This window comes from Chitinophaga niabensis (genome assembly GCF_900129465.1).
GTDB lineage: Bacteria > Bacteroidota > Bacteroidia > Chitinophagales > Chitinophagaceae > Chitinophaga > Chitinophaga niabensis.
This window is the reverse complement of record NZ_FSRA01000002.1, coordinates 1-13,972: the sequence shown is the minus strand read 5'-3', so window position 1 is coordinate 13,972 and position 13,972 is coordinate 1. Positions and strand designations below refer to the sequence as shown.

The 13,972-nt window shown below is 47.9% G+C and carries 12 protein-coding genes; 8 read left to right on the top strand and 4 right to left on the bottom strand.

Annotated elements, in window-relative coordinates; all coding sequences use genetic code 11:
* Nucleotides 1-111: 111 nt before the first annotated feature.
* The 5 genes from BUR42_RS17020 (at nt 112) to BUR42_RS17000 (ending at nt 3,581) form a co-directional block, all read left to right on the top strand.
* Complete coding sequence (locus BUR42_RS17020; protein WP_074240656.1) at nt 112-690, top strand: LemA family protein; 579 nt, start codon at nt 112-114, stop codon at nt 688-690.
* A gap of 75 nt (nt 691-765) precedes the next feature.
* Nucleotides 766-1,221 carry a TPM domain-containing protein gene (locus tag BUR42_RS17015; RefSeq protein WP_074240655.1) on the top strand — a complete coding sequence of 152 codons (456 nt, stop codon included), beginning with the start codon at nt 766-768 and terminating at the stop codon, nt 1,219-1,221.
* A gap of 27 nt (nt 1,222-1,248) precedes the next feature.
* Nucleotides 1,249-2,049, top strand: a complete 801-nt coding sequence (locus tag BUR42_RS30090; protein WP_074243052.1) for a TPM domain-containing protein — start codon at nt 1,249-1,251, stop codon at nt 2,047-2,049.
* Between the two features lie 74 nt (nt 2,050-2,123).
* A complete protein-coding gene (locus tag BUR42_RS17005) occupies nt 2,124-3,074 on the top strand; it encodes a DUF1835 domain-containing protein (protein WP_074240654.1) in 951 nt (316 codons plus the stop codon).
* A 39-nt stretch (nt 3,075-3,113) separates the two neighbouring features.
* Nucleotides 3,114-3,581: a CHRD domain-containing protein gene (locus BUR42_RS17000; RefSeq protein ID WP_074240653.1), complete on the top strand. Its 468-nt coding sequence runs from the start codon at nt 3,114-3,116 to the stop codon at nt 3,579-3,581.
* A gap of 298 nt (nt 3,582-3,879) precedes the next feature.
* On the opposite strand, the gene BUR42_RS16995 is transcribed toward BUR42_RS17000, so the two are convergent.
* The 4 genes from BUR42_RS16995 to BUR42_RS16980 form a co-directional block, all read right to left on the bottom strand.
* Nucleotides 3,880-4,956, bottom strand: coding sequence for a dipeptidase (locus BUR42_RS16995; protein WP_074240652.1), 1,077 nt, complete (start codon nt 4,954-4,956; stop codon nt 3,880-3,882).
* Nucleotides 4,957-4,981: 25 nt separating this feature from the next.
* Entirely contained in the window at nt 4,982-6,079 is a 1,098-nt protein-coding gene (locus BUR42_RS16990) for a D-TA family PLP-dependent enzyme (protein WP_074240651.1), read from the bottom strand.
* A gap of 20 nt (nt 6,080-6,099) precedes the next feature.
* Nucleotides 6,100-7,425: a gluconate:H+ symporter gene (locus tag BUR42_RS16985; RefSeq protein ID WP_074240650.1), complete on the bottom strand. Its 1,326-nt coding sequence runs from the start codon at nt 7,423-7,425 to the stop codon at nt 6,100-6,102.
* Between the two features lie 395 nt (nt 7,426-7,820).
* Complete coding sequence (locus tag BUR42_RS16980; protein WP_074240649.1) at nt 7,821-10,412, bottom strand: M1 family metallopeptidase; 2,592 nt, start codon at nt 10,410-10,412, stop codon at nt 7,821-7,823.
* Between the two features lie 124 nt (nt 10,413-10,536).
* Between BUR42_RS16980 and BUR42_RS16975 the strand changes: the two genes are divergently transcribed.
* The 3 genes from BUR42_RS16975 (at nt 10,537) to truA (ending at nt 13,388) form a co-directional block, all read left to right on the top strand.
* Nucleotides 10,537-11,046: a biotin/lipoyl-containing protein gene (locus tag BUR42_RS16975; RefSeq protein WP_074240648.1), complete on the top strand. Its 510-nt coding sequence runs from the start codon at nt 10,537-10,539 to the stop codon at nt 11,044-11,046.
* A 20-nt stretch (nt 11,047-11,066) separates the two neighbouring features.
* Nucleotides 11,067-12,539, top strand: a complete 1,473-nt coding sequence (locus BUR42_RS16970; protein ID WP_074240647.1) for a proline and serine-rich protein 1 family protein — start codon at nt 11,067-11,069, stop codon at nt 12,537-12,539.
* 87 nt (nt 12,540-12,626) lie between these two features.
* On the top strand, nt 12,627-13,388 hold the full coding sequence (gene truA, locus BUR42_RS16965; protein WP_074240646.1) for a tRNA pseudouridine(38-40) synthase TruA: 762 nt from the start codon (nt 12,627-12,629) through the stop codon (nt 13,386-13,388).
* Nucleotides 13,389-13,972: the final 584 nt, after the last annotated feature.

Below are 13,972 nucleotides of genomic sequence, written 5' to 3'. Positions count from 1 at the left end.
GACTTTCCGGTTTACCGCTAAACTAATTGAACCATGTTTTGCGCTTTCCGTTATTTCATGTAGGTTTGACTACACCCGTAACCTAACATTATTATTTAAAAAAGATAGAATATGAAAACAGGAATCATTGTTGTCATCGTCCTGGTACTACTGGGCTTTTTTGGTTGCAGCAAGTACAATGGATTAGTAGCAAAGGATGAAACGGTGCAAAAGGCTTGGGGAAATGTGGAAACGCAATACCAGCGCAGGGCTGACTTAATTGACAACCTCGTGAACACGGTAAAGGGATCTGCCAAATTTGAACAGGAAACACTCACCAAAGTAATTGAAGCCCGCTCAAAAGCTTCCTCCGTTCAGATCAATGCCAATGACCTGACCCCCGAAAAAGTACAACAATTCCAGGCAGCGCAAGGTGAATTGACCGGAGCGCTCAGTCGTTTACTCGTTACCGTTGAAAAATATCCTGAATTGCGTACCACAGAGCAGTTCCAGACGCTGATGGCGCAAATAGAAGGAACGGAGAACCGGATCTCGGTTGCCCGGAACGATTTTAACGGCGCCGTAAACGAGTTTAACAGCAGTGTACGTACTTTCCCGAATAATATTATTGCCGGCCTGGGTGGATTTAAGGCAAAAGGCTACTTCCAGGCAGATAAGGGTGCTGAAAAAGCACCTAAAGTGCAGTTCTAGATAATTTAAAGGGTTATTCATCACGGAATCAGGTGTTTCGGGACGGATAACCCTTATTTGACTATTTCCTTTGATATGAAACTATTTTCTTTTAAAAAGAAGGAGCTTTTCTCGGAAGAGGAAAAAAACAGGGTGGTGAATGCCATCCGTCACGCGGAAAGGCTGACTTCCGGAGAGATTCGGTTATTTGTGGAAAGCCGCTGCGAATATGTTGATCCTATGGACCGTGCCCGGGAAGCATTCGTGTCCCTGGGAATGGATAAAACCAAACAACGTAATGGGGTACTCCTTTATATAGCCATGCTGGACCATCAGTTCGCTATCCTGGGAGACCAGGGTATACATGAAAAGGTAGGACCGGATTTCTGGCAACAGGAAGCCCTCCTTTTAAAAAGACATTTTTCCTCTAACAAGATCGTGGAAGGCATAGAAGTGTGTGTGAAGGAGATCGGAGAATCCCTGTATCATTATTTCCCTTATGAATCCGGCGATCAGAACGAACTGCCGGATGATATCATTTTCGGGAAATAAGTAGCAATGATTCATAAGCAACAAACAATGAAGTTTACTCGCTGGTTATTATTATGGGGACTGATCCTGGTTGGTACAAGTGTATTTGCACAAAATATCAGCATCCCTCCTAAACCTAATCCGCCCCGGCTGGTTAACGATTACGCAGGCGTACTCGTTAAATCTGAAGTGGATGAGCTGGAAAGGAAGCTGGTGGCGTACAACGACAGTACCTCCACAGAGATTGCCATCGTACTGGTTAAATCAGTAGGTGATTATGATATTGCGGAAGTAACCCTCAAGATCTTACGGGACTGGGGGATCGGATCAAAAAAGAATAACGGGGTATTGATCTTTGCTGCCATCAACGACAGGCGTGTAAGGATTGAAACCGGTTATGGGATGGAAGGTGCTGTACCCGATGCAGTAGCCTTTGGCATTATTGACAAAGTTATTAAACCAAACTTCCGGGCAGAACATTATTACCAGGGCCTGGACGAAGCGGTAGATGATATTATTGCAGCAGCAGCCGGAGAATACAAAGGTGTTCCACGCTCTAAACGTGGCCCCAGTGGCGGTAATGTGATCGGCGTCATTATCTTTATTTTGATCCTGGTCTTTATTATTGGCCGTGGTGGCGGAGGCGGAAGAGGTGGTGGACGTGTAATGAGCCGCAGAGGCGACAGTATCTTTGGGGGCATCCTTGGAGGTATGATCGGTAGCAGCCTTGGTGGCGGTGGTGGATTTGGCGGCGGCGGCGGAGGCTGGTCCGGCGGAGGTGGCGGCGGCGGCTTTGGTGGCTTCGGCGGCGGTTCCGGTGGTGGCGGTGGTGCAAGCGGCAGTTGGTAAAAAGATCCTTTTCGAATTATCAATTATCGGGAGAGGATCATCATCATTCTTGTATAATTGATAATTCGATCATTATGATATTGCATGTATTGAATGGGGATGCGACCCGTACGATCTTTGAGAATGCCGGCATTGCCGGTGATGTGATGGTTTGGCGGGAAATGCTTTGTGAAGGCAAAGCCCCGGCAACTCATAATATGTCCCGCTTTTTTGAAGAAAGGGCTGCATTCCTGCAGCAGGAATATGGGATTGATCAGAAAGCCTATCTTTCAGACGTTGATCATGAATACCAGCTGCTGAATAATGCCGCTGCCTACGAAGAGATTGTTCTCTGGTTTGAATTTGACCTCTTTTGCCAGGTGAACTTATTATTTGTGCTGTATTACCTGCAGCAACTCAAAGCTCCCCTTCCTCCTATCAGTATCGTACAATTAGATAAACACCCGGAAGTACCCAATTTCCGTGGCATAGGGATGCTTAAATCCAAACACCTGCCTCCCTTATTTGAAAAAAGAGTGTATGTACAGGAAGAAGACTGGCAACTGGCCAATGCTGCCTGGGAGGCTTACAGCCAGGAAGACCCATTGGCGTTAGAACAGCTCAGCCGCCGTTCCAGTACACACTTACCTTATCTTAGCAATGCCCTGCAGGCCCATCTGCAAAGATTGCCCGGCTCCTCCAATGGTCTTAATGCCGTTGAACATTTCTTCCTGGACAGGCTGGCCCTGGGAAAACTCCGGGAGCGTGACCTCTACTATCAATTCTGGGATGAACTGAAGATCTATGGCTTTGGGGATTTTCAACTGGATATTTACACCCAGCGCCTTCAAAGAGCGGGTGTGGTGAAAAGAGAAGATGAAATGCTGAGCCTTACCGGTTTAGGGGAAGAAGTGCTCCATAATGAAGAAAACTACCTGTCTTTTGCCTCCCAGCAGAACATCTGGATCGGGGGAATTCCCTTAGATCATACACCCTGGCGGTGGGATGAGGAAGAAGGAAGGGTTATCCGCTCCTCAGGCAACTAATTGCTGCAATGGCTCGTACTAAGTTGAAAACGAGCGCTTATGAAAAACATACATTCTTTGGTGTTTATCACCATGGGCTTATTCTGTCTGCTGGCGATCGCCTGTAAAAAAGATAAGGATGATAACCTATACACTGTTACAAATGCCCCCATGTCCGGAGCACAGGAGAACCCCGCTGTCACTACAACCGGTTCCGGAAGTTTTGATGCCACATATAATCCTGACACTAAGCAGTTCACCATCACCGTGCGCTGGCAAAACCTGAGTGGTAATGCAACGCTCATGCATATTCACGGGCCTGCCGCAAGAGGTACTAATATAGGGGTGATACAAAATTTCGCTACGTTATTTACGCCCACCCCGGCAGGAAGTTTTACCACGAGTTTTGTCATCAACGGAACTACCCAAACGCAGGAGGATCTGTTAGCTGGTAAATGGTATGTGAATATCCATACCGCAGCTAACGGTGGCGGAGAGATCCGTGGGCAGATAGAATTGGTCTACTAGACCAGGAAGCAGTGAACATGCAACATCCGCCAACCGCCATTCCGATGTCGTGGCGGGCAGAAGCGGGCTCTTGTAGCCCGCTTTTTGTTTAGCAGGATGTTGCAGTGGCTGTATAGCCCTGCTTCTGGCAGGCCTGGTTTAGCCGAGTAAGCAGGCCGGTGTTTTCTGGTGCCCGCCTTTCTTTTACTGCAGGATGTTTCAGTGGCTATATAGCGCTGCTTCTGGCAGGCCTGGTTTAACCGAAGGTTTTCAGTGAGCAGGCCTGTGTTAGTCACTTTTCTTTTGATGCGCTACGCTCTTAACCCCAGGTCTCCAATAAAAACCTGATCCAGTTTTTGTGCAGGATGTTGTTGATATCTTCTTCCTTATATCCGCGCGCTTTTAAGATAGCAGGCAGTTTTTGCAGGCCGGCGATGCTTTCCAGGTCGTGAGGAGATTGTTCTGTTCCAAATGCACCATCCAGGTCAGAACCGATGGCAGCATGTTTGCTGTTACCTGCAATCTGGCAAATGCGATCAATATGATCTGCTACATGTTGAAGAGAAACACCTGTTCCGGCAGGCGTACTTACACCACGTTCCCAGCCAGGGATCAGCATCCATGCATCAAAAGCAGTACCTATTACAGCACCACGCTCAATCAGGATGGAGAATTGTTCATCTGAGAACTGGCGGTTATGAGGCACCAGCGCTCTGCTGTTATGATGACTGGCCCATACAGGACCGGAGAAATGATCCATGGCTTCATAGAAACTTTCATCGCAAAGATGTGTAGCATCGAGGATAATGCCTAAGCGTTCCATTTCTGTGAGTAATGCACGTCCTTTGGTACCTAAGCCACCATTCGAATCTGTGCCGTATGCATAAACACCCGGGCCATAGTGAGCAGGGCCGATAGCACGTAAACCAGATGCGTAGGCTTTTTCAACACAGGCCAGTTCAAAGAAAGAATCAGCGCCTTCCAGGCTCAATATAAAACCAACCGGGAGGGAGCTTGTGTCAGTGGCGTTTTCCCAGAGTTTGAGATGTTCTGTTAATTGTGCGGCATTGGTGATCTGTTTCATTTCACCTCTTGCCTCCATGGCCTGGTACCATGCCAGCTGGCCCTGGGTCTGTGCCCATGCCTGTTCCTGTGAATGCCAGCCCGGCAAAGGATTATCCAGCCCTACATATCTTGCGATCTGCGTAGCCACGCAGATGCCTACACGACCTTTGCGCATTTCAGGTAAAGACACGGTGCCATTTCCGCGGTCTGGTTTATCATTCATATTTTTTTCCCGATCGCGTATGGCTTGCAGGGATTTAGTCAGGTCGCGGTTCCACTCCAGTGCATTCATGCTAAGATCCAGGTGCGCGTCGAAGATTAAAGGTTGCATAGGTGATTTATTAGAAAGGATTATTTTAGTTCAGTAAGCGGCGGCCGCGGGCGATAGTCCAGGTATCTGTATGGGCGCCGTTTTCAATGATCTGTGCTTCGTTATACAATGCCACTGTAGGGCAAACATGCCACGGTGTGCCGTATAAGATATCACCTACTTTAAACTGTGCAGCCAGCGGTGTTTTCAGTACCAGGTGTTCTTCACTTTGAGAGATCACTTCGTATTCCGGCAAGTCTTTAAAGAAAACCCTTTTGGTAATGGGATTTTCTGCGGATACGGCTTTGTGCCCCAGGTCCAAAGTAAGATGGCCTTCCCGTGGTTTGGAGATCACTCGTGCGAGCAGTAATGCTGCAGGAATGAAATCCTGCTCAGGTAAGGAGCTGCCATAACCTTCGTCCCATAAGATACAGGTGCCCGGGCTGCAGATCACCTCTTTGCGTTTGGCATGAATGGGAAAAGTAGGCGTACCACCGGCAATGATCTCCGGCTTATCCATCTTTTCCGCTAAAGCGGCTACTGGCAGGAACGCTGCATTACATTGTTCCGTGCGGATGCCAAGATCGGATTCCCGCAGGTGACCATCATATGCATGCAGGCCCCGGCAAAGAATATTGGGCAGTTGCCGTAATTGCTCATAAAGCGCGAAAGCCGCTTCAGGTGCAATTCCTGTGCGATGCATACCATTGTCGATGTCTATGTATACTTCTGCCGTTTGCGGCTGGAAGAGATCGTTTAATAATTGAGCAGATGTAAGATTATCTACCAAAGAGGCGAAGCGGGTATCCGGATATTTACGGGCCAGTTTTACGAAGCTCTCAGCTGTGGGAGAGTTTAGCTGGTAGGCCACCACAATGTCTTTGGCGCCGGCTTCTGCTAACATATTAGCTTCTGCAAAGGTGGCACATTTAAAACGGGTGATGCCCTTTGCCAGTTGCATGGTGATAACCGGTCCCATTTTATGGGTTTTGACGTGAGGCATCAACCTGGCTGTGCCTCCGGCCATCTCAATCATCTTATTGATATTCTCTGCGACTTTTTCCTTGTAAACCAGCAGGGCCGGGGAGGCGATGGTGGCGGTATCTTTTATCTGATGCCAGGATGATATCCCTTCTTTGGTCATCTCTTAATTTTGCCTTAAAGTTATCCAATAAATTGATGTAATACCAACACTCCGATCAATCCACATACAGAAACAATGGTTTCCATTACGGACCATGTTGCAAAAGTTTGTTTCAGTGTGAGGTTGAAATATTCTTTGAACAGCCAGAAGCCGCCATCATTCACATGAGAGAACATGAGGCTGCCGGCTCCGATGGATAATACCATCAGTTCAGGATGTACAGCCTGGTCTTTAATTAAGGGCAATAAAATTCCTACCGTGGTTAAACCTGCTACAGTAGCAGATCCTACGCATACCCTGATAACAGCTGCGATGATCCAGCCCAATACCAATGGTGAAACGGGAAGGCCTTTGAGGGCTTCACCGATGTAAACATTGATGCCGCCATCTTTGATCACCTGCATGAAAACACCGGCCCCTGCAATGATCAGCATGATAGGTGCTACGTCTTTGAAAGCTGTTTCGATAGATTTCATGAGGGTTTTCATGGATTGCCGGCGGCGGATGCCTAAAAAGTAGATGGCCACCAGTACAGAAAGCAGCATGGCAATATTGGGGTCGCCAATTACACCAACCAGCAGATGCATGAAAGTACCGGCTTGTAAAACCGGGTCCAGTAAAGTAGTGATGGTTAGCAGGATCAATGGGAGCAGGGCGGTAGCCAGGCTGATGCCCAGGCCGGGTAGTTCTGCATCTGGTTTGAAGGAGATGTTCAGCAGGCCCTGTTCCGGGGTGACCTGCATTTTTTTCAGTGTTCTGCCGAATAATGGCCCGGCCAGTGTAATGGTAGGGATGGCAATGATGAGGCCGTATAATAAAGTTTTTCCCATGTCTGCTCCTAATTGCTGGCTGATAGCTACAGGAGACGGATGTGGGGGAAGAAAGCCATGAGCGGTAGACAGTGCAGAGATCATGGGAATACCCAGGTACAACATGGGTAAACGGGTAGAGATACCCGTTGCGAAAATAAGGGGTACTACTACTACGAAACCCGCAGTATAGAACATGGGGATACCTACCAGCAATCCGGCAAGGGCCATTCCCCATTGGATATGTTTAATGCCGAAGATCTTTACCATGGAAGAGGTGATCTGTTGGGCTGCGCCACTGTCCGCTACCAATTTTCCCAACATGGCGCCGAAACCCAGGATGGTTACAAGGGAACCAAGAGTGGAGCCAATTCCGCCGGCTATGGATTTGCCTATTGCCGGACCTGTCATCTTACAGGCTAAAGCAAGCAGGATGCTGACCACCAGGAAGGAAATGAAGGTATCCAGTTTTACCCATACAATGAGTACGATCAGGATGAGGATAGCTGCTGTGACGAGAATTAAGGGTGATATCATGGGCTGCAGAGGTGGAATTTATAAAGGTTTTCTCAAGATAGGGAAAAGTGGGTCGAATTTCAAAGGACGGCACAGCATACCCCTGTTTCAGTACAATGAAAGTACCTTCTTCCTATATCCCTATATCGCTGAAGGCGCATTCCTATAGCACTCTTATAGCATTCCTATATCGTTTCGATATACCTATGTGCCTACAATGCTATAGGAATGCTATAGGAGCGATATAGGAATGATATAAGAATACAGTGCTATGGCACTGATTATGAATGGGTTTGGGACGTTTAGGGGCAAAAAAAGAGGCAGTCCCTTCAGAACTGCCTCTCAATAGCGAACTAATCGTTGAAGTGAGTGACACAACGGCGGCTGATAGTATGGCCGCCGCCGGCTACCCCGTTTTACTCTTCTTTCGTATTCTCTTTGATCTTTTGCGCAGCCTGCTGGATGTATGCTGCCTGCTTATTCAGCGCGGCTTTGGCATCTCCGCTAGCGGTGGCGGCTTTCTCCTGTTTCTTTTTGGCCATGGGCGTGAGCAGGTTGATAATGTAATTGTTCACCCAGCTGTTATTGAAATTCTCAACAACGGCAACCACTTCGTCGATGCCTTTGGTTACTATCTGCGTATCGTCCACGCTGCCGAGGATATTGAGGTACATGATGGCGGCGCCGATCTTATCCTGGCCGGTGGATTCTTCCAGTTTCTGTGCAAAGAAAGGTACATCGCTTACATCCCCGTTTTTGGCATAAACACTGGCAATACCACTACCCAACAGGCCCCGGGCGTCTTTTTCCATGGACTTAGCCAATTGGTAAGCCTTTTTAATGTCCAGTTCCGCCAAAGCATTGAGTGCTGTGCCTTCTACGAGGTAAGAGCGATCTTTTAATGCGCCTTCGAAGAGGGAAGTGTATTGAACATCTTTCAGGCGGCCCAGTTGTTTGATAGCAGCTGCGCGTACCTGGGAGTGTGCATCAGATTTTGCGAGGTCTGTAAGGATGGGCAGGGCAGCGGTTTTTATGTCGTTGTTGTCCAATTTCAGGCCACCGATGGCGAGGGAGCGGAGGCCTTCGTATTTGTCTTTCAGTGCGGCAATTACCGTAGCACGGGCTGCGGGATTGCTGGTTTGCTGTTTCAGACAGGCCTCTATGGCTTCTCTGCGATCGAGGTAATTGGGTGCGTTCTTGTATTGGAACACATAGGTACCCAGGTCACGACGGTCTGTTTTTTTAACGATCAGCACTTTATCTGCATCGATGTTGATGAAGTCAGGCTTAGCGCTAACGGGGAAAGAGAAAGTGTTTTCTTTTTCCGTTACGCGCACGTTGTGGCGTTCTTTTTTGCCACCTGCGTATACATCAATAGCGATGGGGAGGTCCCATACTTTATCGCCTTTCTGGGAGATGATCACTTTTGCGGTGCCGGACTGGCTATAATCATAATTGATGTCCAGCGTGGGATAACCTTCGCCAAAGTACCATTGGTTGAAGAACCAGTTCATATCCTGGCCGGTTACTTCTTCCATGGCAAGACGGAGCTGGTGGGCTTCTGTTGATTTGAAGGCATTCTGTTTCAGGTAGAGATTGAGGGCTTTGAAGAAGGCTTCGTCGCCCACGTAATTACGGAGCATGTTCAGGATGCGGCCACCTTTCTGGTAGGTGATGGCATCAAACATGTTCTCTTTATCGTGATAATGGAAACGTACGAGGTGGTGATCTCCCTGGTATTCGGCAGATTCCATGTAATTGTTCATAGCGCTGTAGGCATGTTCATCGGCTGCATCTTTACCGAATTTATGCTCAAACCAGAGGTATTCACTGTAATCTGCAAAAGATTCATTCATGGTGAGGTTGCTCCAGGATTCACAGGTGGCGAGGTCGCCAAACCAGTGGTGGAACAGTTCATGTGCGATCACGGCTTCCCCCTGGCGATCGTCATCGTCCAGCAGTTCGCGGTCTGTTTTCTGGAGGAAATCGCCGTGGATAGTGGCAGTGGTGTTTTCCATTGCGCCTGAAACATAATCCCGTACAATGATCTGTGAGTATTTCACCCAGGGGTAATCATATCCGAGGATCTTGGAGTAGAAGGTCATCATTTCAGGCGTGTTGCCGAAAATAGCTTTGGCGTGAGGGGCGTATTCCTTTTCCACGTAGTAATTCACTTCTTTTCCGCGCCATTGGTCCTTTATAACAGCAAAATCACCTACGGCCATCATGAAGAGGTAGGGAGCGTGGGGGAGTTCCATCCGCCAGGTATCCGTACGGGTGCCGTCTGCATTGGGTTTCTGGCTAACCAGTTTACCATTGGAGAGGGAAACGTACTTCTTATCCACCGTCATGCTGATCTCGGAAGTGGTTTTCTGATTGGTTTTGTCGATCGTAGGGAACCATACGGAAGAAGATTCTGTTTCGCCCTGCGTCCAGATCTGGATGGGCTTTTTAGGATCTTTGCCATCCGGGTTGATGAAATAGAGGCCTTTGGCATCAGTGATCGCTGCGCTGCCTTTTACCTCTGCTTCGTCCGGTTTAGCAGTGTATTCAACAAAAACAGTATAAGATTCGCTGCTTTTGTACGTTTTATTGAGTTTCAGGCGGAGTTCTTTGCCATCATATTCATATTTGAGGGGGCTGGTCTTGGCAGTTTTCAGCATGGCCTCGCTGGGAAATTTCAGTACAGCGGCGCCACTGGTCTGAACCAGGGAAACCTGTTTGATATCCATGCCTTTTGCATCGAGCGTAAGGCTATCCGTGGGATAAAAGTGCGGCTGGAGGGTGATCCAGGCCTTTCCGTTGAGTTGGCGCTTAGCATAATCAAAACGTACATCCAGCTTGGTGTGAACGAGGTTGTTGATCTTAGTGGGAGATGAGCGGTAGATCTGTAGTGCCGGGTCTTCTTTCGACTGCTCGCCGGATTGAGCCAGCACAGGGGCGCAAAGCCCTATGACAGCGAATCCTGCCAGCAAAATGCTGAATGTGTTCTTGAGTTGCAGATGCATGAATTGTTGTTTAAGACAAAAATAGGCCCTCCCCATGAGGGCAGGGGTCAAATTTAAACAAATGGCCCAAATACAACGCAAGCGGTTAAAATTGTTATTTTTGTAGCACCAGGACAGGTTATTTATGATCAAAGCAACAGTTAACGGCACCCAGCCGTTTGAGATAACCCCGGCCGGAGATGGTTCCGGCGGTGTAGAATGTAACGGGAAGCAAACAAACTGGAGCGCGGTGGCACTGCCTTCCGGTGGATTCAGCATCTTAATGGACGGGAAAAGTTTTGTAGCACAGGTGGTGAAAACAGACCGGGATACCAAAACGCTTACCTTTCAGGTTGCGCAGGCACTGTATGAAGTGGCCCTGGAGGAACCAATGGACCGTTTACTGGCATCCATGGGCATCAGCGAAGCTTCTTCCCGGAAAGTGAATGATATTAAGGCACCCATGCCGGGGATGGTACTGAAAGTGTTGGTGAGTCCTGGCCAGGCTATCCATAAAGGAGACCCCGTGCTGATCCTGGAGGCCATGAAAATGGAGAATGTGTTCAAAGCAACAGTGGATGCCGTGGTGAAAGAAGTGAAAGTAACGGAGCGCACAGCCGTTGAGAAAGGAGAGGTTTTAATTGTGCTGGAATAATATTTGTTAGAAGAAGCATTATGGATCGATTCAAATTGAAATTATTATACCTGTTCTGTTGCCTGCTGGTGAGTTCTGGCCTGGCAGCGCAGGATGCGTCGTATTTCGTGTACATTCAGCACGAGAAGCAGCTGCCCTTTTATGTAAAGCTGGAGGGGAAAATGCTGAGTTCTTCCGTGAAAGGATATGTGATCCTGCCTAAATTGCCCCAGGGCAAAGTACCTGTTACCATTGGTTTTCCGAAAAGCGAAGCACCTGAGCAATCTTATGTGCTGCGGCTGACGGGGCAGCGGGATTATGGGTTTTTGCTGAAGAATACAGGAGACAATGATTACGCGTTGTATGATCTTCAAACATTTGCTACGCTGAAATCCGGTGGCGGCGCGCCTTTGCAGGAAAATGTAACGGTTACCCGTATTTCCAGCGAAGGGTCTACAGCGGAACAGAAAGAACTGATCAATAATGTGCAGGCGGATGTGGAAGCGGCGCTGGCTAAAAAGGCCGATACTGTTATCCCTAAGAAGAAAGGCAGTTTTGCGGAGGCTTTGGACAGGGTGGTAACAGACGACCGTCCCGAGGATATGCCGCTGGAAGCTCCGAAACCTAAACCGGTTCCGGTTGTGGTAGCTGCTGATCCTGCTCCTGTAGTAGAAAATGTTGCGCCGGTTGCGACAAAAAAACCGAAAGGCAGGAAGAACCGTAAAGAGCGGGAAGCTTTGACGGAAGAAGAACAGCATTTGTTAAGCAGTGTAATGGAAGATGAGAAGAAAGCAGCGGCTGATGAGGCGGTTGCGGCTACAGGGGGTGATTCTATTGTGGCGGGTGGTTCTGCTGTAACAATGGTTGATTCTGCGGTGGCGGTTGTAACAGATGAATCTTCAGAAGCAACGCCGGTGAAGAAAGAGCGTAAACCAAAGAAGAAGAAAGGGCAGACTGAGCCTGAGTTTATAGACTTTGATAAAACTTCATCCGCTGCTGCGCCTGTTGCGGAGAAAGCAGCGGAAGCAGTAACAGAGAATGTTGCCCAGGAAGAAGGGTTGAGTGCAAAAGATCAACGGGATGCCAAACGTCAGAAGCGTAAGGAAGAAAGAGCAGCGGCAGAGCGGGCTGCATTTGTGAAGGATAGCATTGCGAATGCTGAATTCAATGCACCGGTGACTGTTGAGGAAAAGAAGCCAACGATAAAAATGGTGAACTCGGATTGTGAGAAGATCCTGGAAGTAGATGCATTCCGCAAGCTGCTGCGTACAATGAATGGCAAGAAGAGCGATGAAGATATGGTGGATGCTTTCAGGAAAGGCACACGTTCCGTTTGTGTGAGCACAGAACAGATCCGTGCGCTGACACAGTTAATTGCTACGGAAGAGAATAGGTATCAATTACTGGATGCAGCTTATGCAAGAACGTACGACACGCAGAACTTTGCTACCCTGAGCGATCTGCTGAAGGAGGATTACTATAAGGGCCGCTTTAAAGCGATGATCAAGCGATAATTCCATGTACATCATATATATGGCAAATGGTGAATGACAGACGTTGTTCACCATTTGTCGTTTTAAATTTCTTTACTTTCGCGCATCATGGCCAGGTATTTTTTAGAAGTAGCTTATATGGGAGCACGTTACAGTGGCTTCCAGGTGCAGGATAACGGGATCACCGTACAATCTGAGATAGATCGTGCGGTGGGGTTGCTGATGCGGGAAAAGATCATTACAACTGGTTCCAGCAGAACGGATGCGGGAGTGCATGCACGGCAGAATTTCCTGCATTTTGATACCGGTACTGCGTTGCATCCGCAGTTCCGGTATAAGGTGAATGCTATACTGCCACCGGATATTGTATTGAAGGGGGTGTACCCGGTGCCGGATGATCTGCATAGTCGTTTTGCGGCCACGGGTCGTGCATATGAGTATACTTTATATACGTATAAGGATCCTTTTCTGCGGGATCGCGGATATTTTTATCCGTATCGTATGGACATGGGATTGTTGCAGGAAGCGGCGGGGATCCTTAAGGAGTATACAGACTTCAGTACGTTCTCTAAGAGGAATACGCAGGTGAAGACCTATAACTGCAATATATATACATCACAATGGACGCGGGAGGAAGGGCGTATAGTCTATAACGTGAGTGCGAACCGTTTTCTGCGGGGCATGGTAAGAGGCTTGGTGGGCACGATGTTGCGGGTGGGGCGTGGTAAGTTGACGTTGGAGGAATTCAGGGCTGCGATAGAAAGTAAGGATTGCACGCAGGCAGATTTTGCGGTGCCGCCGGAGGGTTTGTGTTTGATGAAGGTGATGTACCCGGAGGGGACCTTTGATGCTGGAAGTCTTTCTGAGTAAGGGTTTCATTCCTCTTCAAAAAAATAGATAAAATTTCTTTTCAAAACATTTGGAAGTAACGGAAAAAAGTATCTACCTTTGCATCCCGCTAACGACGGAAAACGCATAGTTCTTTGCACGATTTTCTTCCTCTCACTTGGGTTTCAAAGCCTTAACAGTATTGGTTTTCCGGAGTTACTTAATCAGAAGAAAGATTAAAATATTTCCGCAGAAAAATTTGGAAGAGAATTAAAACTCAGCTACCTTTGCACTCCCATCGAAACGGGGTGATCAAAAAGTTCTTCAAAAAGTAATAAAGAGATGAGGGCGCAAGGCCAGGAGGATCGGATCCTTATCATCTGCAAATTAGATCAAACGGACAACAGTAAGTGTTGACCAGGTCGAATAAGGTCTTTGAAAGTTTGGAAACAACAGCACTAAGTTACCAGCAATGGTAACGAAGTAAATACAGGTAATGTTAGCGAAAACATTAATAATTGAAACGTCTGATTTCGAGAGAAATTAGTCAGCTCAAACAACTTCTTTACAATGGAGAGTTTGATCCTGGCTCAGGATGAACGCTAGCGGCAGGCCTAATACATGCA